The organism is Micromonospora humida, assembly GCF_016901255.1.
GTDB lineage: Bacteria > Actinomycetota > Actinomycetes > Mycobacteriales > Micromonosporaceae > Micromonospora > Micromonospora wenchangensis.
Genome location: NZ_JAFEUC010000008.1, coordinates 21401 through 43342, shown reverse-complemented (window position 1 = coordinate 43342; position 21942 = coordinate 21401). Strand labels below are relative to the sequence as shown.

Sequence of the window (21942 nt, the reverse complement as noted above, 5' to 3'; positions counted from 1 at the left end):
TCGTCGACTCCCCGCCGGCAATGCGCCCGCCCCGGCACCCGTGAAGATCGTTTCGTGTCCTGTCGGTGACCCTCGGTAGGGTGTCGCGCATGGATCGGGGTGCCTGGCGTCGGCATGCGTGGTGGGCGGGCATCCCGAGCGTGGTCGCCGGGTTCGGGGCCTGGGCGGCGGTCGCCGACGACAAGACCGGCTGGACGGTCGTCTCCGCTGCCGCCGCCGGGGTGGTCGGTGGCTTCGGGCCGACGGTGGCCGACCGACTGGCGGCGAAGCGGGAGGCCCGGCGGCGCGGCGAGGACGCGCTACGCGTGGTGACGTCGGCCGAACTGCCGGCGTCGGTGGCCTGGCTGCTGCACCCCGGCCGGGAGGTGGTCGACTTCCTCGGTCGCGGCTGGGTGCTGCGCCAGCTGGAATCCTGGGCGACCGACCCCGACGCGGTGGCGGTACGGCTGCTGACCGGCGCGGGAGGGGTGGGCAAGACCCGGCTGGCCCGGGAGTTCGCCGGCCGGCTGCCCGGTTGGCGGTGCGAGTGGATCCATGCCGGGGCGGAGGAGCAGACGGCCGCCCTGATCGCCTCGGGCGGCGTACCGTCGCGGTTGCTCGTGGTGGTCGACTACGCCGAGACGCGGGACCGGGCCGGCGTGGCAGCGCTGGTCTGCGCGGCGCAGCGGGCCACCGGGGTGCGGGTGCTGCTCATCGCCCGGGGGGCCGGGCTGTGGTGGGAGACGCTGTCGGCGGCGTACCCGCAGCAGGCGCAACTGCTCGACGCGCTGACCGGCCGGTCGCAGGTGGTGGAGCTGCCGGCCCGGATCGAGGAGAGCACACCCGACGAGATCGTCGCCCTCGCGGCGCGGGACTTCGCCGCCCACCTGGGGTGGCCGGTGCCGGCGGTCGAGGCGCGGCACCGCCCGGCGGACACGCCGGTGCTGCGCCTGCACGCCGAGGCGCTGCTGACCGTCCTGGACGGGCAACCCCGGCACGGCCGGTACGACGTGCTGACCGAGGTGCTGGGGCACGAGGCCCGCTACTGGCGGTTCGCGGCCCGCCGGGCGGGCCTGCTGACCGCCGACGACCCGGCGTCCGACGCGCTGCTGCGGCAGGTGGTCGGGGTGGCGGCGCTGCTCGGCGCGGACGGCCCGGACGAGGTCGCCGGCCTGGTCCGGCGGGTGCCCGCGCTGGTGGACGCCGGGCCGGAACGGGTGGACCGGTACGCGGCGTGGCTGGCCGACCTCTATCCGGCCGCCGACGGCACCGGGCTCGGCGTGGTGCAGCCCGACCTGCTGGCGGAGACGCTGGCGGTGCGGGTGCTGATCGACTACCCGGCCGCCGAGCGGGTGCGGGTTTTCACCGGCCTGACGGTGGCGCAAGCGGTACGGGCGCTGACCGTGCTCGGCCGGGCGAGGACGCACCAGGCCGACGCGGGGGCGCTGATCGAGGTGGCGTTGGGGGTGGACGTGCCCCGGATGGTCGAGGCGGTGATCCAGGTCGGGGTGCAGTTCCCGGGGGTGTTCACGCCGGGTGCGGTGCGGCTGCTGGCGGACGCGGAGATCGATCTCGGGTGGGCACGGCGGGTCGCCAAGCTCGTGCCGTACCCGTCGACGGAGTTGGGGCGGCTGGCGGTGGCGCTGACGACCCGCATCGTCGCCGGTTTCACCCCGGACACCCCGCCCGGGGATCAGGCTCGCTGGATGGGCGAACACGCCCTACGCCTAGCCGACGTCGGGCGACGATCCGAAGCACTCACCACCAGCCGGGAAACCATCAACCTCTACCAACAGCTCACCACCACCAACCGCGACGCCCACCTCCCCGCCCTCGCCATATCGCTCAACAACCACGCAATCCGACTCGCCGAAGCCGCACAACACACCGAAGCACTCACCACCAGCCACGAAGCCGTCAACCTCCACCGCGAACTCACCACCACCAACCGCGACGCCCACCTCCCCGACCTCGCCATGTCGCTCAGCAATCACGCGATCCGACTCGCCGACGCCGGACGACACACCGACGCACTCACCACCAGCCACGAAGCCGTCAACCTCCACCGCGAACTCACCACCACCAACCGCGACGCCTACCTGCCCGGCCTCGCCGTATCCCTCAACAACCATGCCCTCCGACTGGCCCAAGCCGCACAACACACCGACGCACTCACCACCAGCCACGAAGCCGTCAACCTCCACCGCGAACTCACCACCACCAACCGCGACGCCTACCTGCCCGGCCTCGCGCTTTCGCTCTACAACCACGCCCTCCTACTCACCCAAGCCGGACAACACACCGACGCACTCACCACCAGCCACGAAGCCGTCAACCTCTATCACGAACTCACCACCACCAACCGCGACGCCCACCTCCCCGCCCTCGCCGCATCCCTCAACAACCATGCCCTCCGACTCGCCCAAGCCGGACAACACACCGACGCACTCACCACCAGCCACGAAGCCGTCAACCTCTTCCACGAACTCACCACCACCAACCGCGACGCCCACCTCCCCGCCCTCGCGACATCACTCTGGAATGTCGGCTACATCGGGCTCATGGCTGGCACCGTGACCGACGAGGTCATCGCCTTGACCGCCGAAGGGGTCCGCTACTTCGACGAACTCGCGGCTGCGGCGCCGACGACGTTCGAGGGACGCCGTCAATCAGCCAGACGCACCCTTGACCGGTTGTACCGTGCGGCTGCCGGACCCGATGGGAACGCACCTCTCCCCGATGCGGAGGAATGATCACGGCAGCTCGTCGACAGCCTTGTCACCCAGGATGTCACGGGCGTGCGGTCGGGTCGGAGGAACACGCCGGGAGGCGGGAGCGGGACGGGAAGCGGGGGCGGGACGGCGGGTCGGGGTGGGCTCGGGTGGCAGGAGTCCGGCGGGCTGGACGTAGATCGAGCGGCGGGCCACCGCGTCGCCCTTGGCGTCGATCTGGTAGCCGTCGAGCCAGGCCCACCCGTCGTACGTGATCCACTCGGTGCGGACCCGGATCAGGCGGAACAGGATCGGCCTGACGAACTGCGGGCTCGCCTTCCGCGTCACCTGGATGAGCACCCCGGCCCGTAGCTCGATCATCGCGGCCCGTCCTGGCTCGGCCAGTGCCGCTGGTTGATCGGGATGCGGTGCCGGTAGCGGCAGGGCATCTCGCTGCCGCAGCGGCAGACGAACCGCCACCGCCGCCACGACCACGCCGGCCGGTGCCGCCGCGCCAACGTCATCGCCGTAGCAAGCAGATACTCGTGGTAGGACACTCGTCGTGACATACCGACACGGTCCCTGGTGGAGATTTAGTCAGATGGCAATAGCCGATCGGAAAGTCAGCACGTCGCTACCGTCAGCCACATGAATCGTGACCCGGCGATGCTGATGGGTCCCTACGAGATCGCCCGGCGGATGGGTGTCTCGCGGCAGCGGTTCCAGCAGCTCACCCGGCATCCCACCTTCCCGCGCCCCTACCAGGAGCTGCGCGGCATGAAGGTGTGGCTGGCCGTGGACGTCGAAGAGTGGATCACGAAGCACCGGCCCCCGCGCCCCACTGAGGACGACACCCCGGAGAAACCGGCCGCCCTGCTGGAGCGCGTACGAGACGCGCACCTCTGCCACCCCCGGCGGTCGGCAATCTGCTCCTGGGTGGGGTCACCGGAGCCCACACCGACAACCAGCCCAGGTTTGTGGAGAGTTGTTGTCGCCCTGGGCGCAACAAGTCTCCACGAAGGAGACAGCAGCTCGCCGCGTGGCGACGCCGTTGAGGGCTGGCCGGCCGTTACGACCGTGTGCGGTGGCGAATCTTGATGTCGTCGAGGTCGGTGGCGACCGACGTGAGGTCCCGGTGGCCGGCACCGAGTTCCGCGACGGCGGTGGCGGCCAGCGCTTCCGCCCTACCGATCACCACCGCTTCCGCCTCCTCCCGGGTGGCCGGGACCAGGCAGCGGAAGGTGAACCCGAGCAGGGAACGCTCATAGGTCACGGTGCCCTCTTCGGTGAACTTCGCCTGGAACACATCGTGCTCGTCCGCCCTGGCGAGCAGCGCGGCACGCTGCGCGTCGCCGAGCGGCGCGAACCTACCGCGCACGATGACTTGATAGGTCTTTTCGGCCATGGTGGGGACCTCCGGCTCCGGCTGAGCACGACGACATCGGAACGGCGGGCTGGCGGTGACCGGAAGGAAGACGGGTAGGTCACGGGACGCCCCGCCACCCGACCGGCCGGTACGGCACGCGCTGGCGACCCTACCGGGATGGCCGCCGGCACGCCTGCACTTTTCCCCAGCGATGTGCCTCCACTGCTCAGTCGGTGTCGACCCGGGAGCCTGTCGCACCTAGGGCTTCGGCGATGGCGGCGAACTCGCGTAGGGCCGCCTGGAGGTCCTCGACGATCTCCTGGGCGATCACCTCGGGTGGCAGCAGCGCGTCGGCGTCCTCCAGGGAGGCGTCCTTGAGCCAGGTGATGTCCAGGTTCACCTTGTCGCGGGCGATCAACTCGTCGTACGGGAAGGGGCGGAAACATTCGGTCTCCACCCGCTCGGCGCGGTCCTTGCCGGGCAGATAGCAGTCGACGAAGTCCTGGAGGTGTTCGCGGCGCAGCGGGTTCTGCTTGAGGGTGAAGTGCTGGTTGGTGCGGAAGTCGTACACCCAGAGGTTCTGGGTCCAGGGTTCCTCGCGGGCACGCTTACGCTCGAAGAACAGCACGTTGGCCTTGACGCCACCGGCGTAGAAGATGCCGGTGGGCAGGCGCAGCATGGTGTGCAGGTCGTACTGCTTGAGCAGCCGGCGGCGGATGGTTTCCCCCGCGCCGCCCTCGAACAGCACGTTGTCGGGCAGGACGACGGCCGCCCGGCCGTCGATCTCCAGCAGTGCGGCGATGTGCTGGACGAAGTTGAGCTGCTTGTTGGCGGTGGTGGCCCAGAAGTCGTTGCGTTCGATCTCGCGTTCCTCGCGGGAGGACCGGCCGTCCTCCCCCACCATCCGGATCGACGAGCTGCGCCCGAACGGCGGGTTGGCGAGTACCAGGCTGACCCGCTGGTCAGGCTCCCGGCCGAGGGCGTCGCGCACGGCAATCAGCGACGGGCCGTTGGGGGTGCCGATGCCGTGCAGCAGCATGTTCATCGCGGCCAGGCGGGCGGTGCCGTCGACCAGCTCGGTGCCGGTGATCGCGCCGCCCGCGAGCCGTCGCCGCTGGTCGGGGGTGAGGGTGCTGCCGTGGTGACGCTGGATGTGGTCATAGGCGGCGAGCAGGAAACCGCCGGTGCCGCAGGCCGGGTCGGTGATCGTGTCGTCGGGGGTGGGCAGCATGCAGTCGACCATCGCGACGGTCAACGCACGCGGGGTGAAGTACTGCCCGGCGCCGGATTTCGCGTCCTCCGCGCCCTTGGCCAGCAACTCCTCGTAGGCGTCGCCCTTGACGTCGACCCCGGTGCCCGACCACTCCTGCTTGTCGATCAGGTCGACGATCAGCCGCTTGAGCTTCGCCGGGTCCTGGATCTTGTTCTGCGCCTTGCGGAAGATCGTGCCGAGGGTGCCGCCCTCCCGGGCCAACCCGGTGAGGATGTGCCGGTACTGCACCTCCAGGTCGTCGCCCTCGGCGTCCAGCAGGGTCTGCCAGCTCAGCTCGGCGGGCACGATCTGCTCCGGCCGGAACGTCCGCCTGGCCCGCTCGTCGGCCATCTTGAGGAACAGCAGGTACGTCAACTGTTCGACGTAGTCGATGGTCGACACGCCGTCGTCGCGCAGCACGTCGCAGTAGTTCCAGAGCTTCTGCACCAGACGGCGCGAATCCACAGTGCTCACAGTGGCAAGGTCTCCTGCTGGTAGTCGTCGCCGGTCACCCTGGTCGGCGGTGCCGCCAACTCCTTCGGGGTACGCCGGGCGCGCGTCCGCTGCTTCGGGATGGTGGCCGCCCGCTCGGCCCTGATCCGGGCGAGCAGTTCGGAGGCCGGCTCGTCGTTCGGGTCCTGCGGCACGAGTCGCCCCGCAAATGCCTCCGCCAACAGCGAGCGATGCAGACTCTTAGCCTTCACCAGGCCAGATCGAACAGTCTCTTCCGCTATCTTCTGCATCGCCAGCAACTCATCAACCCTCTGCACGATGGCGATTTGCTCAGAAAGGTTCGGCAGCGGAAACGGCATCTGCCGCAAATCACCTATATTGACACCCTTGACCGCAACACCCCTAGCGATTTTCTTCAAGTATCGTTGCACCTGAGGACTCCGCAGATAAATGCATGCGAAGTCCGGATCCACACCCTCCAAAAAACTCAGGCGAGCCGAATCCTGGGTGATGTTCGCACCAGCCAAACCTGGGGTCACTTTTACGATGCGACCATAAGTGCCCCGGATAGATATCAACACATCATCAGCAGCGAGCCGGGCCCTTGAATACTGCCTGTCGATATCCACCGACGTCCTGTGTAGATCTTCCGACGAAATTTCATCATTCCTCATGTTGACGACACGTACATAAGGAACACCGTCGGGGATATTGGGGCCAGGCTTCAATATCCCGTAAGAGATAGTTCTGACCGGGTGGGTCAACTCCTCCATTGACATGATGGCCCAGCGCTCTGGGAGATCGAGGCCGTGACCGGCAGCAACTGGCGACGGATCGGGCCTGCCGCGCCGGGCACCCCGGAAGATCTCACGCCGCAATTCCAGCATCTGCCCCCGCTGATACTCAACCACATGTGCAGTCTCTTCGAAATCCGAGAGCCGGCCGGCGATAGCACTTCCCAGAACAGCAGCCTTGAGCTGAACAGATCGCCCCACCCCCTGAACCAGACTGACCTCCGCAGCCCGCAAATGCAGCATGTGTTCGTCGAGGGCAGCGACGATGCGGCACTGCTCGGCGCGGGGTGGGACCGGCAACTCCAACGAAAGGAGCGCTTGTTGGGAGATGTTCCGCATCGAGTCCTGCTGACCACTGGCCCGGGTGGAGATCTGACGCCTGATCGACGGCGAGGAAAGAACCCGAAGCAGCCAGGCCGAATCGATCTCGGGAGACGGAATCAACCGTAGACTCTTGTCGCTGAGCAGCAACCGGGGACGGCATTTTCGGACCAGGACCGGAGCGCCCACATACTGTTCCGTGTTCGCGCGGCTCACGAGGATGTCCCCCGGCCGAACCTCATACCTCGGATCGAACTCCCGACCTTCGGGAACCGCTTTGTTCTCCTGCTCCCGGAACTCACCCCAGGTCATCGCGCTGACCTTGAGTACACCCCACTCATCATCGCGGGCCGGACGCGGATGACACGTGAACGATTTTCCGGCTTCGATGCGCGTCACCAGATCGCCGAGCGTGCACCATTCCCAACCAGGTGGCAAGTCGGTCACGCGGACAGCTCCTGGTTGAGTTCGGTGAGGAGGGGTTCGGCGCGGTTGCCGAAGGCGCCCGCGTAGCCGTCGATGCCGCCGCGTTCGGTGAAGGGTGCCCCTTCCAGGTCGTCGGGGGTGATCTCCACGCTGACCGCTATCACGTCCCTGATCCTCTCCAGCCACCACACCTGATCGGCAGTGAAGGTAGCGCCCGCCTGCCGTTGCCGCAGCAGCCACCCACGGAAACGCTCCTCTGTGGTCGTACGAAATGGACGTAGTTCCTGGTCGTGGCCCAGTTCGTAGCGGATCAGGGCGACCAGGTCGGTCACCCCGCGCGGCCCGGCCTGCTCGACGGTGCGGCCGAGCTGCACGTACGCCTGCCACAGCGAATCCGGCGTCCACGCCTGCGGGGGCCTGGCGATCCGCGCCGCCAGCTCCTTGAGCTGGTCGTAGCTGACCCGGCCCCTACCCTCATAGAACACCTGCAAGGCGGTGATCTCGTCGCGGTGCTGGTCCAGGTAGTCGTGCCAGCTCCGCACGGTCACCTGGGCGCGTTCGGCGGCGGGCACCCCGGCCGCCGACAGCAGTGTGTCGACGTTGACCTCGTCGATGGTGATGTCGTGGGCGCGGCGGATCTCCAGGATGCGGTCGCGGAGCTGCGGATTCGCGGCGAGCGGGCGCAGCGCCCCGGCCAGCAGGTCGCGGACGGCCTCCGGCCCGGCCTGGGTGGCCGGGTTGAGTTGTTCGGGGGCGACGGCGTCGACCAGGCCCCGGACGATGCTCCGGAGTTCCTGCCCGCCCAGCTCGGCCAGCTCGGCGCGTTCGTCGTCGGTGAGCTGCCGGTCGAGGCGGGACAGCCGGGACGCGAGGGTGGCCACCTCGTTGGCGTCGGCCGTCAGCGTGCCGGCCTTGCGCAGCAGGTCGCGCAACGAGATCTGCTGTTCGCTGTGCCGTTGCAGCGGCACCGCCTCGTCCAGGTCGGCTTCGGTGACGCCTACCGCGTCGACGATGACGAACCGGTCCTTCACCTGGGCGTCGGGGGTGACGGACTGGAAGTCGGCCGGGTCGATGGTGCGCGCCCCACGCCCCTTCATCTGCTCGAAGTAGGTGGCGCTACGCACCGGCCGGAGGAAGAACACACACTCCAGCGGCCGTACGTCGGTGCCGGTGGCGATCATGTCGACGGTGACCGCGACCCGCATCTCCGGGCTGTTGCGGAACGCCTGGATGAGGGTGTCTGGGTTGTCGCCGTCGCGCCGGGAGGAATAGGTGATCTTCCTGGCGAACTGGTTGCCGCGCCCGAACACCTCCCGGACCATGGTGACGATCTCCTCGGCGTGGTTGTCGTCGCACGCGAAGATCAGCGTCTTGGGCACCGTGGAACGGCCGGGGAAGATCTCGGTGAACAGCCGCTCGCGGAACGTCTCCAGCACCAGCCGTAACTGCCCCTTCGAGATCACCGACCGGCCGACCTGGCGGCCCGCGTACGTGAAGTCGTCCTCAAGCTCCTGGTAGCGCTCGGCGCGGGTGCGGCGGTCGCGCAGCGGCACGACGGTGCCGGCCTCGATCTTCTGCCCGCCTTCGGTGATCTCGGTCCTGATCCGGTAGACGTCGAAGTTGACGTTCACCCCGTCGGCGACGGCCTGCTCGTAGGTGTATTCCGAGACGAGGTTCTGCTGGAAGAAGCCGAGGGTCTGCTTCACCGGCGTTGCGGTCAGCCCCACCACGAAGGCGTCGAAGTACTCGATGACCGCCCGCCACTTGCCGTAGATCGAGCGGTGGCACTCGTCGACCACGATCAGGTCGAACGTCTCCGGCGGCAACTGCGGGTTGTAGCCCACCTCGGCCGGGGAGCCCAGGTCGTAGCTGTCGTACGCCTGGTCGTCCAGGTCGACGTCGGGCAGCTCGTCGCCGCGCAACGCCCCGTACAGGCGCTGGATCGTGGAGATCACCACGGTCGACGAGTCGAGCAGGCCGCCGCCGGAGAGCCGGTCCACCGTGTACAGCTCGGTGAACTTCCGCCCGTCGTCGGGGGTCTGGTAGCCGGCGTACTCCCGTAGGGTCTGCTTGCCGAGGTTGTTCCGGTCGACCAGGAACAGGATGCGGCGGGCGCGGGCGTACTTGAGCAGCCGGTAGCTGCTGGTGACCGCCGTGAACGTCTTGCCCGCCCCGGTGGCCATCTGGATCAACGCCCGGGGCCGGGCGTCGGCCAGTGAGCGTTCCAGGCCCTCGACCGCGTCGATCTGCGCTGGGCGCAGGCCCAGCCGGTCCAGCGCCGGCATCCGGCGCAGCCGGGCCCGTAACGTCGGCGCGGCCGGCTCGTCGTCGGCCTCCCGCATCCACCGGGCGAGCGTCTCCGGCCGATGGAACGCGAACACCTCCCGGGTACGCGGAAACGGGTCGAGTTGGTTGACGAACGCGGTTTCGGTGCCGGTGGCGACGTACCCGAACGGCAGCGCCGCCTCCCGCCGCCAGGCGCTGAGCCGCTGCTCGGCGGTCAGCCCGTTGAGGTAGCGGTCGAGCTGCGCCTCCACCCCGCGCGGGGCGGTGCCCTCCCGCTTGGCCTCGATCACCCCGACGAGGCGCTGGTCGACGTAGAGCAGGTAGTCGGCCCGACCCGTCGCCAGGGTCACCTCGCGCACCGCGACGCCGCTGCCCGCGTAGAGGTTGAGCTGGTTCTGGTCCTGGACCTGCCACCCGGCGGCGGTGAGCTGCCGGTCGATCTCGACCCGGGTCTGCACCTCGTTCAGCGGCTCGTGGGAGGCACGGCGGGCGCGGGCGATGAAGTCCTCGCGCTTCGCGGCGGACACCTTCACCGGCTGCGCACTGTCGAACGCCTGCTGCGCCGCCTCCGCCGCCGGTTCGAGACTGGCGACCAACGCGGCGGCCTGCGGACGTCGGGCGTCGGCGTCCCGCACAGCCTGCTCGGCGGCGACGGTCGCGGCGGCCTGGGCCACCGCCAGCGAGGGTTGCCCGTCCAGCAGCAGCTTCGTCTCGGCAAGCTCCTGCTTGTACCGTTCGATCTCGGCCCGCAGCCCCTCGGCGATCGACGCCGGCACCTGGGCCGGTGGCGGGGTGGGCGGCACGAACCCGATCGGCGACCGGTCGTCGGTCAACGCCCGGTGATACCAGACTCCCAGCTCGAAGCAGGTCCGCAGCAGATCCAGCGCCGCGCGGACCTCACCGAGGTGGTCGTGGACGGCCCGGTTGCCGGTGTCGCGCAGACGGTCGAAGGCGGCGTAGACCTTGGCGGTGACGGCACCGGAGGCGTGCAGCGCCTGCACCTGGTGGAAGAACGTGTCCTTCGCCGGCGTGACCTGGGTGCGCCGGACCAGGTCACGCGCCAGGACGTCGCCGAACGCGCGGGCCTTGAACATGGCCGCCTGGGCGTCGACGTAGACGAGCAGTTCCGCCCCCGCGCCGTACCAGACCAGCAACGGATGCTCCACCAGGAACCCGAAGTTGGCAGACTGCTCCGCGAGGCGGCGTACCTGTCGATGGTCCACGACTCTCCACGTCCATAGCCGACGGTGAACACGTCAGGATATGAACGGGCGTACATCTTCGGAACCCGAAGCGTTATCGGGTATCCGACAACGCCGGACGGACGTCAGTTGTCATCGCGGCGGGGCTTACGCGCGATCAGGCGGGCGATCTGCGCCCTGAGGCGTTGGTCGTCGGGCGGAACGACCTGGTAGCCGAGCCGCTCCAACTCGGCCTGGGCAGTGCCGGTGTTCCGCCGCACCACGGCAGCAATCTGTTTGCGCCGGTAGTCGATGCGGGTCCTGTCGAGCACCTCCTGCCAGCCAGGCTTGGGCCTGACCAGGCCTTCGACGATCAGGCATTCGAGCAGGTCTTCGAGCGCAGGGCGGAAACGTCGGCCGCCCACCGGTAGATGGATCTTTTGAAGCCCGTTCGTGGGCTTGCGCCCCAGCTCAGCTAGGAGGCGTTCGAGCGTCGGATGCGCGGCGCACACCTGGATATGGGCTTCGGTGTAGCGGTCCTTCTCGCGCTCGAAGTCGTAATGCAGCAGCAGATCCGGCGGATCGTCACCGAGATAGAGGCCACAGACGGACCCTTGAACAGTGAGAAACCTGCCCTCGTCGCCATCCAAGGACAGGTAGCACTGCACATCGATCCAGATGTTCGTGTCGCCGGCCGAGCGCATCCGCACCGGCGTGGACGTCAACGCCTCCAACCGGGTGCCGACGACCGCCTGCTCAGGCGTGATCTTGGCCCCGATCCGCGCATGGTCACAGACCGTCCTGTTGAGCAACGCCTGCAAAGTGTCCGCGAATTGCCTGGCCTGGGGCGTAAGGCCGTTACGGCTGCGAGTCACCGATGGACATCCACAGCTTCTGCGCCTCAAGGGAGCTGAAATCCCTGGTGCGGGCCATCTCTGCGAGTTGCTGATAGGTGAGATGCAGCTTGTCCAGCGCCCGACTCACCGCTGCCTGCCATTCCGCCTGACTGAGCTCGACGACGACAGGGCCGGGCATCTGCGTCGGGGCGGTGGTCACCGGGGCCTCCCAAGCACGAATCGAGCCTGCTGGACGCCCTCATGCTATCGACGCGACGACCAAATCTCCACCCCACGTCATCGCAAACTAGCGGACAGTGATGATCGATTCTGCGATCGGGAGGAGTTCACCACCGAACCGCTCCACGTCGACCAGCACGTCGACGGCGATGCCTGGCTGGACCAGCCAGAATGCCTCGCCCTCACCGACGAACCCGGCACCTTCGCCATGGTCGAACCCCGTCAGGGACCAACCCTCGGGATCACGCTCGTGGTATTCGGTCAGGAATTCGCGCAGCTCCGCAGGACCGGTCAACCGGTCGCCACGCAACACGTGCACCCGCAGGTCCACCCGGTAGCCGTCGTCGACGGCCCGTTCCCAGACCCGGGTGGCGAAGCTGACGTCCTCCCACTCGGAGGTGAAGTCCGACACCAGTTCCCCGGCCCCCTCCGGCACCCGCCCGACATGGAACCCGTTTAGCTCGCCGCCGTCGCGCCCGCCCACCGCCATCACCCCATCATCTCGATCGTCGATTCCCGCTTGTGCATCAGACCGTCCGCATCGGAAAGGGTCGGCACGCGAAGGGGCCGTGACCACGATTCCGCCTGATGGAGCCGCATCGTCACTCCGCAGCTCAATTGCCCAGCGCGCGTACCTTGGCGATCGTCTCCTCGACCTGCTGCCGGGCCGGCTGGCCACCCTGGACGGCCTGGTCGAGCGCCTGCCGGTAGTTGTCGATCATGCCGATCAGCGGGCCGGCGGCGATGCCCTGCAACGCCCCGGCGACCAGGGCCCTCGCCTCGGCGGCGTCCTGGGCGGCCGACGCCGTCTTGGCCCGTGCCTCGTCCAGCTTCTGCGCGGCCACCGCCAGCTTGGCGATCATCTCCGCCGCACTCACCCGCACTCCCCCGCCCCTGTCGCCCTCCCACGGTCACCGCGAGCCTACGAGGCGACCACCAGACGCAGCCACCCCGCGTCCGCATCATGTGGGCCGACGTAGCGGCATCGGGACGGGCCGGACCCCGCATTATCGACCCACATGAGTCGATCAAGCGAACGGGTCGATCATGCGGGTCGATCACGGTCAGCGGACGAGCCGGAACACCACCAGGGTGACGCAGTACGCGATGGGCACCAGCAGGGCGCAGATGAAGAAGCCGAGCGGGGCGTAGCGGGGCGGGTCGGTGGTGGCCAGGGCCGGCCGCCCCCACCGGCCGAGAACCAGCCAACCGGCCACGAAGGAGATCAGCGGCAGCCCGGCGCAGGTCAGCGCGCCCAGCGTGACGCCGTCGACCACGCCGATGCCGTTGGCGACCACCAGCACCAGCATGACCAGCGCCCCGACGGCGGCGCAGCCGGCGTAGACGGCGACCGCGCGGGCGGTCGGCGACCAGGTGGGCAGCAGGGTGGGCCGCTGGGCCAGGGCCTCGGCCTGCTGGCCCAGCCGGTCGACCTCGTCGACCAGCCGCCCGGTCTCCGCCAGCACCACCGCCGGATCGCCGTCCACCCCGGACCCGCCGGGACCCGTGACCGACCCCGGCAAGGCCCCCGGCCCGGGACCCGTGACCGACCCCGGCGCGGGCCCCGGGCCGGGAGCCAGCTCGGGCACGGCGGGCGGGCCGAGGGCCGGGTCGGCCACGGCAGGTAGGCCGGCGGCTGCGGCGAGCTGGGCGAGGCGCTGTTCCTGGGCGGCCAGCCGCTGACCGAGCTGGGTCACCCCGGCGTGCAGGGTACGGCGGCGTTCCGCCTCGGCGACGGCACCCCGCTCCCCCTCCCTGATCCGGGCGGAGAGCTGCCGGACGACCGCCGCGTACTCGTCGTAGCCGGCCACTCAGTGCTCCTCATCGGGGTGGTACCCGGGGCGGACGAACGGCACGATCAGCGCGGTGCGCGGGACGTGCCGGTCGACGAGCACGGCCCGGTTGGGGCGGGGGGTCCACACCAGGTCGGTCACCCCGAGGTGCAGCCCGAGATCGTCGGCGGGCACGTTCAGCGCCACCAGGCAGGCCACGTCGTCGCGGTTCTGGCTGCCGCCGAGATCGTCGGCGAGCCGGCGCAGGCCCCGCCACCAGCCGAGCAGGTGCACCCCGTGCCCCGGCCCCGCCCGCAGCAGCGCCCGCAGGTCGTCGTGGCCGGTGCGGTAGGTGTCGGGGTCGGTGGCGGCCAGCACCGCGTGGGCCGCGTCCACCCCGAAGACCACCAGGTACGTCCGGCCGCGCTCCCCGGGGCCGGCGGCCAGCCCGGCGATGCGGGCCCGCAGCCCGGCCGCGTCGACCTGGGTCACCGGGTGCCCGGCGGCCTTCAGCCCGGCGGCCGTGTCGTCGGCCAGCTCGTCGGCGGTGGCCACCAGCGCGGCCAGCACGAACTCGGCCTCCCCGGGCCGGTGCTGCCCGGCCAGGCTCAGCGCGGCGGCCCGCAGCACGTGCGCGCCGGTGGTCGAGGTGCCCACCACGGCCAGGTGCCGGCCCGGGGAGGCGTCCAGGTCGAACTGCGCGGTGCTGCCGACCACGTCGACCGTCCGGCCCACCAGCACCGCCGGGCGGCGGGTGGCGGCAGGGGACGGCTCGTCCTCCAAATGGGCGGTGGCGTACCCCCGGAAGACCTCGGGCGGGCCGGTGTCGTCGGGGCGGGCGTCCCACAGCTCGTAGCGCAGCCGGGCGAGCTGGCGGGTGTCGGCGTGGGCGTCGGGGAACCGCAGCAGGGTGTCCGCGCCGGCCGCCCCGGCCTCGGTGTTGACCAGCGCCGTGCCGATCCGGGTCGGGCCGGCGACGGTCGCCCGGGGGCCGAGCACCGCCTCACCGCCGGGCAGCGCCACCCGCAACGCGAACTGCCCGAACAGCGACTCGGCCCGGCCGTACAGGGCTTCCACGCCGCTGGTGCTCTGGCTGGCCAGCACCAGGTGCACACCGTACGAGCGGCCCTTGCGGGCCAGCTCCTCCAGCAGGTCGACGGCCTCCCGGGCCAGCCGGTCGTTGCCGGCGAACAGCACGTGGAACTCGTCGATCACGGCGACCGTGCGGGGCACCGGTTCGGTGTCCGGCAGGTCGGCGAGTTTGCTCACCCCGTGCCGCTTGAACAGCCCGGCCCGCCGGCCCAGCTCCCGGCGCAGTTCACGGAGCACGGCCAGGCCGTACTCCCGGTCGGACTCGACGCCGACGGCCCGCGCGTGCGGCAGGAACGACGGGTCCCGGTCGGTGGGGACGAACTCGGTGAAGCTCACCCCCTCCTTGAAGTCGAGCAGCCACAGGTGCAGCTCGGCCGGGGAGTAGCGGGCCGCCAGGCCGTAGAGCACGTCGAGCAGGAAGACCGTCTTGCCCGCGCCGGTGCGGCCACCGACCAGCCAGTGCGGCGTCGCGTCGTCGAAGGCCAGACTGACCGGGGTACGCCCGCAGCGGCCGACCACCGTCGTCAGGCCGCCCCGGGCGGAGCCGGTCCAGCGTCGCTCGGGCAGCAGGTCGGCCAGGTGCAGGGCGGTGTCCCGGCGCACCTGGGCGCCCAGCCGGTCGGCCAGCGCCTGGACGGCTGCGGCGGGCGGGTCACCGTCGAGCAGCACCGGCACGGGCAGGCCGGTGCCGTCGGCGCTGAACGGGTACCCCGGCGGATCGCCGACCCGGGCGTACCGTTCGTCGAGACGTACCTCGGTGGTGCCGCCCAGCACGGGTGGGGCCTGGCCGGGCGTGGTCACCGCGCGTCCGGCGAACAGCACGCACACCCCGGCGGACGGCCCGGCGTGGGTGAGCGCGGCGAGCCGGGCCAGTTCGCGCGGGCCGGGCGCGGACGCGGCCACCACCAGCAGCAGTTCGGCCTCCCCCGCGCGGGCGTGCGCCTCGGCGGCGTCCAGCAGCGCGCCGATCTCGGCCTCGGTGGTGGCGACCCCACCGAGCACCCCGGCGTCGCGCAGCGCACGCAGCGGGATGAAGGTCGCCCCCCAGGCGGCCGGGTCGATGCCGACTACCCGCACGCTGCCCGGGGCGGCCGTGGTGAGCAGCCGCAGCACCAGCACCCGCAGCAGCACCGCCACCCGGGGATCGCGGGCGTCGCCGTCGACCGCCAGGTGCCGGCCGGCGCCCAGCGGCAGCAGCAGCGGAAACCGGCCGTCCGCCGTGGACGCCTCGCCGATGCGCACCGCCGCCGGTTCGTCGCCGGAGGGCGTCGCCCGGTGACCACGGGCCGGGCCGCCCGGCGACACGACGACGTGCCCCGGCGGCGGGCCGGCGGGCACCCCGGCGGCGGGGCCGGGGGGCGGGCCGGCGGGGGCGGTCGGGTCGGTCCGGTCGGTGCTGCCCGGCGGCGGCGCGGCCAGCGCGTCGGCCAGCCGAGCCAGCCGGGCCACCAGGTCGGCGGTGCGCTCCGGGACGGGCTGCCCGGCCAACCGGTCCAGCAGGGCACGGGCCGCCGACCACCGCTGCCGGGCCTGCCGGTGCGCGGCGACCGCCTGCCCGTACGCCGATGCGAGCCTGCCCACCCACTGCTCCCCACCCACGTGCGGACGAATCGAGGGAACCCTAGCGCCCCGGCGGGTCGGGACGCACGACCCGCCCACGGGTCAGGCAGGTCGGCAGCCCGGGTCCGGTCCGCTGTCGGCCGCCCCACAGTGGAACACCTCGACCGGCTCGGCGGCCACGTCCGGCACCCGCGCCACCCGCAGCAACGCCAGTCGCTTGGCGACCGGCTCGCCCGAGTCGGGGGCGTACCGGACCACCCCGGCGACCCCCGGGTAGCCGGCAGCGGCGTTCTGCCGCAGCACCTCGGCGTGCACGCCGACCGGGTTGACCGAGCGGGGCTCCCAGCGCCGGCCGGTGTCGGCGTGGCGCAGCCGGGCGGCGAGGCTCTCCAGCGCCCGCACCATCATCATCGCCGCGTCGTAGGCGAGGCTGACCCGCTCACCGACGGGCGCGCCGGCACCGTCGCGGCAGCGCGGCGGGTCGAGCAGGTCGTCGGCGCCGACCCAGGTCAGGAAGCTGCCCCGGGCGTCGTCCCGGGCGGCCTGCGCGGCCCGTAGCGCGGCGCAGGTGGCCAGCGCCGCCTTCGACACGTACGTCACCGGCAGGTTGCCCGGGGCGCTGGCCCGCAGCCCCGGGTTGGCCATGTAGCGGTTGACCGAGTCGTCGGCGACGAGGTGCCGGGGCGGATCGTTGCCGCACTCCTTCAACGCCCGCAGGAACCCGTCGAACTCCGACCAGCGCCCGGCGAACACCAGCACCCCCCGGTAGCCGCACTCGGCGGTCAACCGACGCCCGGTATTCCACTCGTCGAGCCGGGTGAGCCGGCTGCCGAACCGCTGGCGCAGCCCGTCGACCAGCGTGCCGACGTAGAGATCCTCGGTGAGCGAGCTGCCCTCGCCGGTGGTGAAGTAGGCGTGCGCCTCGGTCACCCGCAACACCTGGCGGGCATACGTCTCGATCATCGCGGCCTGCGCCGAGTTCGGTGCGGAGATCTGCAGGTAGAGGCTGGAGTTCCCGTCCATCCGGTCGGCCGACAGGGTGGGGGCGAGCACCGGCAGGCCGACCCGGTTGAGTTCCCGCAACGCCGCGGCGGTGCTGGTGCGGCTCTCCACCAGCCCGACCACCCCGAGCACGGTCGGGTCGTCGTGGGCCAACCGCTCCAGCATGGCCACCGCCGGCCCGGCGTGGCGCATCTGCCGGCCCCCGTTGGCGACCACCACGTGCAGCAGGGCCGCGCCGTCGGCCGCCGCGGACTCCTTGAGCAGGGCGTACTGGGCGGTGGCCAGGCCCTCCAGTTCCTCGCGTTCGGAGACGTAGGGCTCCTCGTCGACCCGGGTCCGGTTGCCGGTGAGGGTGCCCAGGTAGACCAGGGTGAGGTAGGGCCGGCGCTGGTCGCTGCGCCGCCACACCTCCTCGGCGGCCCGGTTCTGCGCGAAGATCCGCCGCTGCACCGCGCGCAGCCGTTCCTGGCCGGGTTCGCTGTTGAACACCTGCGCGGCGGTGTCGCTGTAGCCGACGCACTCCCCGGCGAGCACCTGCACCCGCACCTGACCGGTCGGCGTCGGATGGCAGTCCAGCGTCCACCGGCTGTCCGCCCACACGAGCATCCCGGCCAGCAGGACCACCGCCACCGCCGCCGGCAGGAACCGCCGTGCCCACCACGGCGGGTCCGGGGCGACCAGCGCGGGCGGGACGACCCCCGGTGGCGGGGTGGCGTCCTCGTCGTCGGGGCGCAGCGCCACCAGCCAGGCGGCGGAGCGCCGCAGCCGCCGGGTTTCGGGCAGCGCCTCGGCCCACTCGTCGTAGGCGTCGTCCGCCTCGCGCAACGGTCGGGTGCCGGGCAGTTCGGGCGGTGGCGCGGTGGCCAGGGCCACCACCAGCAGCGGGTCGTTGCGGCCGGTCTCGTTGCGCACGTCGGTGAGCAGCCGGACCAGGGTGTGCCCGACGCCGTCGACCTCCACGCCGTCGAGCAGCAGCACCGGGTACGCGGTGCGCCGCCAGTCCCCGGGCCGCCACACCCGTCGCCGGTACGCCTGCCGCAGGTCCTCCAGGAACGCGTGCAGCAGCAGCTTGTCCACCTGGGCGGGTTGTTCGCCGTCGCGCCAGCCGGCGGTGAGCCGTTCGGCGAACCCGAGGAAGGTCACCGACTGGCGGGGGGCCAGGTACTGCTGCCGCATGAACCACCGGTAGTGGCCACCGACGCCCGGCACCCGGCCGGAGACGGCGATCCGGAACACCGCGCTGGGCACCGCCCGGCGCAGCAGCCAGAGCAGCACCTGCAGCGCCGTGCCGACCCCCGACTCCCCGCTGACCTGCGGCTCCTCGACGGGACGCCGGCCCCGCCAGTCGCGCAGCCGACGGACCAGGGTGGCCCGTCCGCTGTCGGCGGCGTCGACGCCCACGTCGAGGGTCTGCTGCATCAACCAGTCGGCCAGCGGGTGGTGGCGGAACCGCAGCCGGGCCGCCCCGAACGCCTCCAGCGACAACTGCCGGTGCAGTTCCCGCAGCACCGCCGGGACGTCGACGAGGTCGGGGCGGGCGGCCAGGTCGAGCACGGCGTGCGGGACCCGACGCCCCGCGCCCCGCCCGACGAAGCGGCGCAACAGGGCCGCCGGATCGCCGCCGGTGGCGGCCCGGACCAGCCAGAGCACCGGCAGCCGTCGGTCGCCCCGACGCGGCCGGCGCAGCAGCCGGGTGAGCAGGGCGAGCAGTTCGGTGCCGCCGACCGGGGGGCCGTCCACGGTGGGTGGCCGGGGCAGCGGCGGGGTCACCGGTTCACGCATACGGGCACCTCCGCCGCCGACAGGGAACCAGGAAGGGCTCCCATTGTCGACGACGGAGGCAACCGAGGGTGTCCGGTGGGCTGCTGCCGGTCACCAGGCCGGGCCGGTCAGCGCAGCGCGGCGGTCAGCGTCGGCAGGTAGCCGTACCGGTAGCCGTCGGCGTTCGGGTGGTACGCCTCGATGACGCCGCTGACGTCGCGGATCCACGGGGCGGCGGCGCAGACGCCGTGCCCGGTGAAGAACGGGCGGGCGTCGGCGAAGGTGGCCCCGGCCGCGGCGGCCCGGGCGGCGGTGACCGTGGCGAGCACGTCGGCGGCCTCGTTGAGGATGGTCCGCTTGTAGCTGCTCATCGCCAGCACCCCGCAGGAGCCGGTCTCGAAGAGCCGGGGGTAGCCGAGCACCACCAGCCGGGCGTTCGGGGCCCGGTCACGGATCGCGGCGTAGGTGGCGTCGAGCCGGCCGGGCAGCGTCGCGGTGGCGAAGCTCTTGGCCTTGTCCACGGCGGCGGTGCAGGTCGCCGTGCTGCCGAACCGGCAGCTGGTGATGACGTCGGCGAAGCCGGCGTCGTTGCCGCCGATGGTGATGGTGACCAGGGTGGTGGTGGCGCTCAGCGAGCCGACCTGCTTGTTGATCACGTCGGCGGTGACCGCGCCGCCGCAGGCGGGGAAGGCGAAGCTGCTCACCGCGTTGGCGGCGGCCCACAGTGGGGCGTACGACTTCTGGCTGCGCAGGCAGGTGGACAGGTCGTACGGGCCGGCGCCGACACCGGAGGAGTACGAGTCGCCCAACGCGACGTAGTGGACGGTGGCGGCCTGGGCGGCGGTCGGGACGAGCAGGACACCGGTGACGGTGGCGAGGACGGCGGCCAGGGCGGTGACGGCCCGGGCCAGAGCGCGGCGGGGCAGGGCGCGGTGGGGCATGACGGATCCTCCAGGGGCAGCAACGGGGGAAGCCTCTGGACCGCGCGCGTGGCCAGGGGGGTGAGGCGTTGTTACTAGTCGGTAATGCTAGCGAAACATCGACAGGATGAGAACAGCCGATCCCTGCCATCCGGGGCGCACGTTTCCACCGTCGTCGATTAGGTTGTCGGTGCGAACACCCCGATGGAGGGAGTCCACCCCGTGCGACGTGTTTTCACGGCGGCCATCGCCGCCCTGACCGTCACCACCGCCGGCACCCTGGTGACCGGTGCCCCCGGCCAGGCCGACGCCCGACCGGGCAAGAGCCGGTCGGTCGCGGTCTCGGCCGCCCCGAAACCCGGCAGCCCCGGCCTCGGCGACCCCTACTTCCCCGACTACGGCAACGGCGGCTACGACGTCGACCACTACGACGTCCGGCTGCGCTACGAGCCGGCCACCGACCGGCTCAGCGGCACCACCACCATCCTGGCCACGGCCACCCAGGAGCTCTCCCGGTTCAACCTCGACTTCCTGCTCGACGTGGAGTCGGTGCGGGTCAACGGGTGGACCGCCCGGTTCGCCCGGGAGGGCGACCACGAGCTGGTGGTGACCGCGCCGCGTGGCCTCACCACCGGTCAGGCGATGACCGTCGTGGTCACCTACGCCGGTGTGCCGTCGGAGACCCTGGTGAACGGTTACTCCGGGTGGACCCGCACCGCCGACGGCGCGCTCGCCGTCAACGAGCCCGAGTCGGCCTGGTGGTGGTTCCCCTCCAACGACCACCCGCTGGACAAGGCCACCTGGGACATCTCGGTGTCGGTGCCCGACGGCGTCGAGGTGATCAGCAACGGTGTGCAGCCCCGACCCCCGCTGGCCGAGGCCGGCAACCGGATGCGGTGGGGTTGGCGCAGCACCAAGCCCGGCGCCACCTACCTGGCGTTCCTGGCCATCGGCCAGTACGACATCGTCACCGACACCGCCCCGAACGGGCAGCCGGTGATCAACGCCTACAGCACCACCCTGGGCGACCGGAAGCCGGCCGCCCGGGCCAGCATCGAACGCACCGCCGAGATCGTCGACTGGGCCAGCGGCATCTTCGGGCCGTACCCGTTCGAGGCGCAGGGGGGCGTGGCCGCGCCGCTCGACAGCCTCGGCTTCGCCTTGGAGACGCAGACCCGCCCGGTGTACGGGCCCGGCTTCTGGCGACGCGGCAGCAACCCGTACGTGGTGGTGCACGAGAACGCCCACCAGTGGTTCGGCGACTCGGTCTCGGTGGCGAACTGGAGCAACATCTGGCTTAACGAGGGCTTCGCCTCGTACGCCGAGTGGCTCTGGTCGGAGGCGCAGGGTGAGGGCACCGCGCAGGAACTGTTCGACTTCACCTACGCCGACTACCCGGCCGACGACCCGTTCTGGCAGGTGCTGCCCGGCGACCCGGGTGCCGGCGCGGTGTTCGACGGCGCGGTCTACGACCGGGGCGCGATGGCGCTGCACCAGCTCCGGCTGGCCGTCGGCGACGACGCGTTCTTCCGCATCCTGCCCGCCTGGACCGCCGCCCACCGGTACGGCAACGGCACCATCGCCGAGTTCCAGGCCCTCGCCGAGCAGATCTCCGGCCTCGACCTGGACCCGGTCTTCACCACCTGGCTGTTCACCCCCGGCCGGCCGGCTCCGGCCGCCGCCACCCGCACCACGACCGCCCCGGCCCAGCCGAAGTCGTGGACCCAGATCCGGGCGGCGCACCAGTTGCTGGCGCGCTGACCGACCCCGGTTCGGGCTGCCCGCCCCCGGCACCGGCGCGGGCAGCCCGGACCGGCCCAGACCGCGCAGGCCGGCCAGACCCGTGACCCCGGCCCCGGGCTGGTTCCGGTTCGACTCCGACTCGGCCCGCAACCAGCCCGGCCCGGGAGTCGATGCCGCTCGGGGGCTGCGTCGAGGCCGGCCGGAAACGGTGGTTCCGCAGAGCAGTGTTCCTCAGAGTCATAAACAT

At 71.4% G+C, this 21942-nt stretch carries 17 protein-coding genes; 3 read left to right on the top strand and 14 right to left on the bottom strand.

Annotated features, from left to right (window positions below):
• Positions 1 to 89: 89 nt before the first annotated feature.
• Positions 90 to 2732: a hypothetical protein gene (locus JQX11_RS17430; protein WP_204926024.1), complete on the top strand. Its 2643-nt coding sequence runs from the start codon at positions 90 to 92 to the stop codon at positions 2730 to 2732.
• On the opposite strand, the gene JQX11_RS17425 is transcribed toward JQX11_RS17430, so the two are convergent.
• Positions 2733 to 3071, bottom strand: a complete 339-nt coding sequence (locus JQX11_RS17425; RefSeq protein WP_232378078.1) for a hypothetical protein — start codon at positions 3069 to 3071, stop codon at positions 2733 to 2735.
• The gene (locus JQX11_RS17420) at positions 3068 to 3259 is read right to left on the bottom strand and encodes a hypothetical protein (RefSeq protein WP_204926023.1); all 192 of its coding nucleotides are present in this window, start codon (positions 3257 to 3259) and stop codon (positions 3068 to 3070) included. Before JQX11_RS17420 ends, JQX11_RS17425 begins: the two co-directional genes overlap by 4 nt.
• A 79-nt stretch (positions 3260 to 3338) precedes the next feature.
• On the opposite strand from JQX11_RS17420, the gene JQX11_RS32560 reads away from it, so the two are divergent.
• A complete protein-coding gene (locus JQX11_RS32560) occupies positions 3339 to 3788 on the top strand; it encodes a helix-turn-helix transcriptional regulator (protein WP_232378077.1) in 450 nt (149 codons plus the stop codon).
• On the opposite strand, the gene JQX11_RS17410 is transcribed toward JQX11_RS32560, so the two are convergent.
• The 12 genes from JQX11_RS17410 to JQX11_RS17355 form a co-directional block, all read right to left on the bottom strand.
• Complete coding sequence (locus JQX11_RS17410) at positions 3760 to 4095, bottom strand: DUF6204 family protein (RefSeq protein WP_204926022.1); 336 nt, start codon at positions 4093 to 4095, stop codon at positions 3760 to 3762. The two genes, JQX11_RS32560 and JQX11_RS17410, sit on opposite strands and share 29 nt — an antisense overlap.
• Positions 4096 to 4282: 187 nt before the next feature.
• Entirely contained in the window at positions 4283 to 5782 is a 1500-nt protein-coding gene (locus JQX11_RS17405) for a type I restriction-modification system subunit M (RefSeq protein WP_307826225.1), read from the bottom strand.
• Positions 5779 to 7323 (bottom strand): restriction endonuclease subunit S, encoded by a 1545-nt coding sequence (locus JQX11_RS17400; protein WP_204926021.1) that lies wholly within the window; start codon positions 7321 to 7323, stop codon positions 5779 to 5781. Before JQX11_RS17400 ends, JQX11_RS17405 begins: the two co-directional genes overlap by 4 nt.
• Positions 7320 to 10811: a DEAD/DEAH box helicase family protein gene (locus JQX11_RS33455; protein ID WP_307826224.1), complete on the bottom strand. Its 3492-nt coding sequence runs from the start codon at positions 10809 to 10811 to the stop codon at positions 7320 to 7322. The genes JQX11_RS17400 and JQX11_RS33455 overlap by 4 nt, the downstream gene beginning before the upstream one ends.
• Before the next feature lie 104 nt (positions 10812 to 10915).
• Positions 10916 to 11644, bottom strand: coding sequence for a hypothetical protein (locus tag JQX11_RS17390; RefSeq protein WP_204926020.1), 729 nt, complete (start codon positions 11642 to 11644; stop codon positions 10916 to 10918).
• A complete protein-coding gene (locus tag JQX11_RS17385) occupies positions 11628 to 11825 on the bottom strand; it encodes a hypothetical protein (RefSeq protein WP_204926019.1) in 198 nt (65 codons plus the stop codon). Before JQX11_RS17385 ends, JQX11_RS17390 begins: the two co-directional genes overlap by 17 nt.
• Positions 11826 to 11912: 87 nt before the next feature.
• Positions 11913 to 12335: a hypothetical protein gene (locus tag JQX11_RS17380; RefSeq protein WP_204926018.1), complete on the bottom strand. Its 423-nt coding sequence runs from the start codon at positions 12333 to 12335 to the stop codon at positions 11913 to 11915.
• Between the two features lie 124 nt (positions 12336 to 12459).
• On the bottom strand, positions 12460 to 12723 hold the full coding sequence (locus JQX11_RS17375; protein WP_204926017.1) for a DUF6244 family protein: 264 nt from the start codon (positions 12721 to 12723) through the stop codon (positions 12460 to 12462).
• A gap of 186 nt (positions 12724 to 12909) precedes the next feature.
• Positions 12910 to 13656 carry a hypothetical protein gene (locus JQX11_RS33110; RefSeq protein ID WP_204926016.1) on the bottom strand — a complete coding sequence of 249 codons (747 nt, stop codon included), beginning with the start codon at positions 13654 to 13656 and terminating at the stop codon, positions 12910 to 12912.
• Entirely contained in the window at positions 13657 to 16290 is a 2634-nt protein-coding gene (locus JQX11_RS17365) for an FtsK/SpoIIIE domain-containing protein (RefSeq protein ID WP_204926015.1), read from the bottom strand.
• Between the two features lie 81 nt (positions 16291 to 16371).
• Positions 16372 to 19053: a hypothetical protein gene (locus JQX11_RS17360; RefSeq protein ID WP_204926014.1), complete on the bottom strand. Its 2682-nt coding sequence runs from the start codon at positions 19051 to 19053 to the stop codon at positions 16372 to 16374.
• Positions 19054 to 19160: 107 nt separating this feature from the next.
• Positions 19161 to 19958, bottom strand: coding sequence for an SGNH/GDSL hydrolase family protein (locus JQX11_RS17355; protein WP_204926224.1), 798 nt, complete (start codon positions 19956 to 19958; stop codon positions 19161 to 19163).
• A gap of 216 nt (positions 19959 to 20174) precedes the next feature.
• On the opposite strand from JQX11_RS17355, the gene JQX11_RS17350 reads away from it, so the two are divergent.
• The gene (locus JQX11_RS17350; protein WP_204926013.1) at positions 20175 to 21713 is read left to right on the top strand and encodes a M1 family metallopeptidase; all 1539 of its coding nucleotides are present in this window, start codon (positions 20175 to 20177) and stop codon (positions 21711 to 21713) included.
• Positions 21714 to 21942 lie beyond the last annotated feature (229 nt).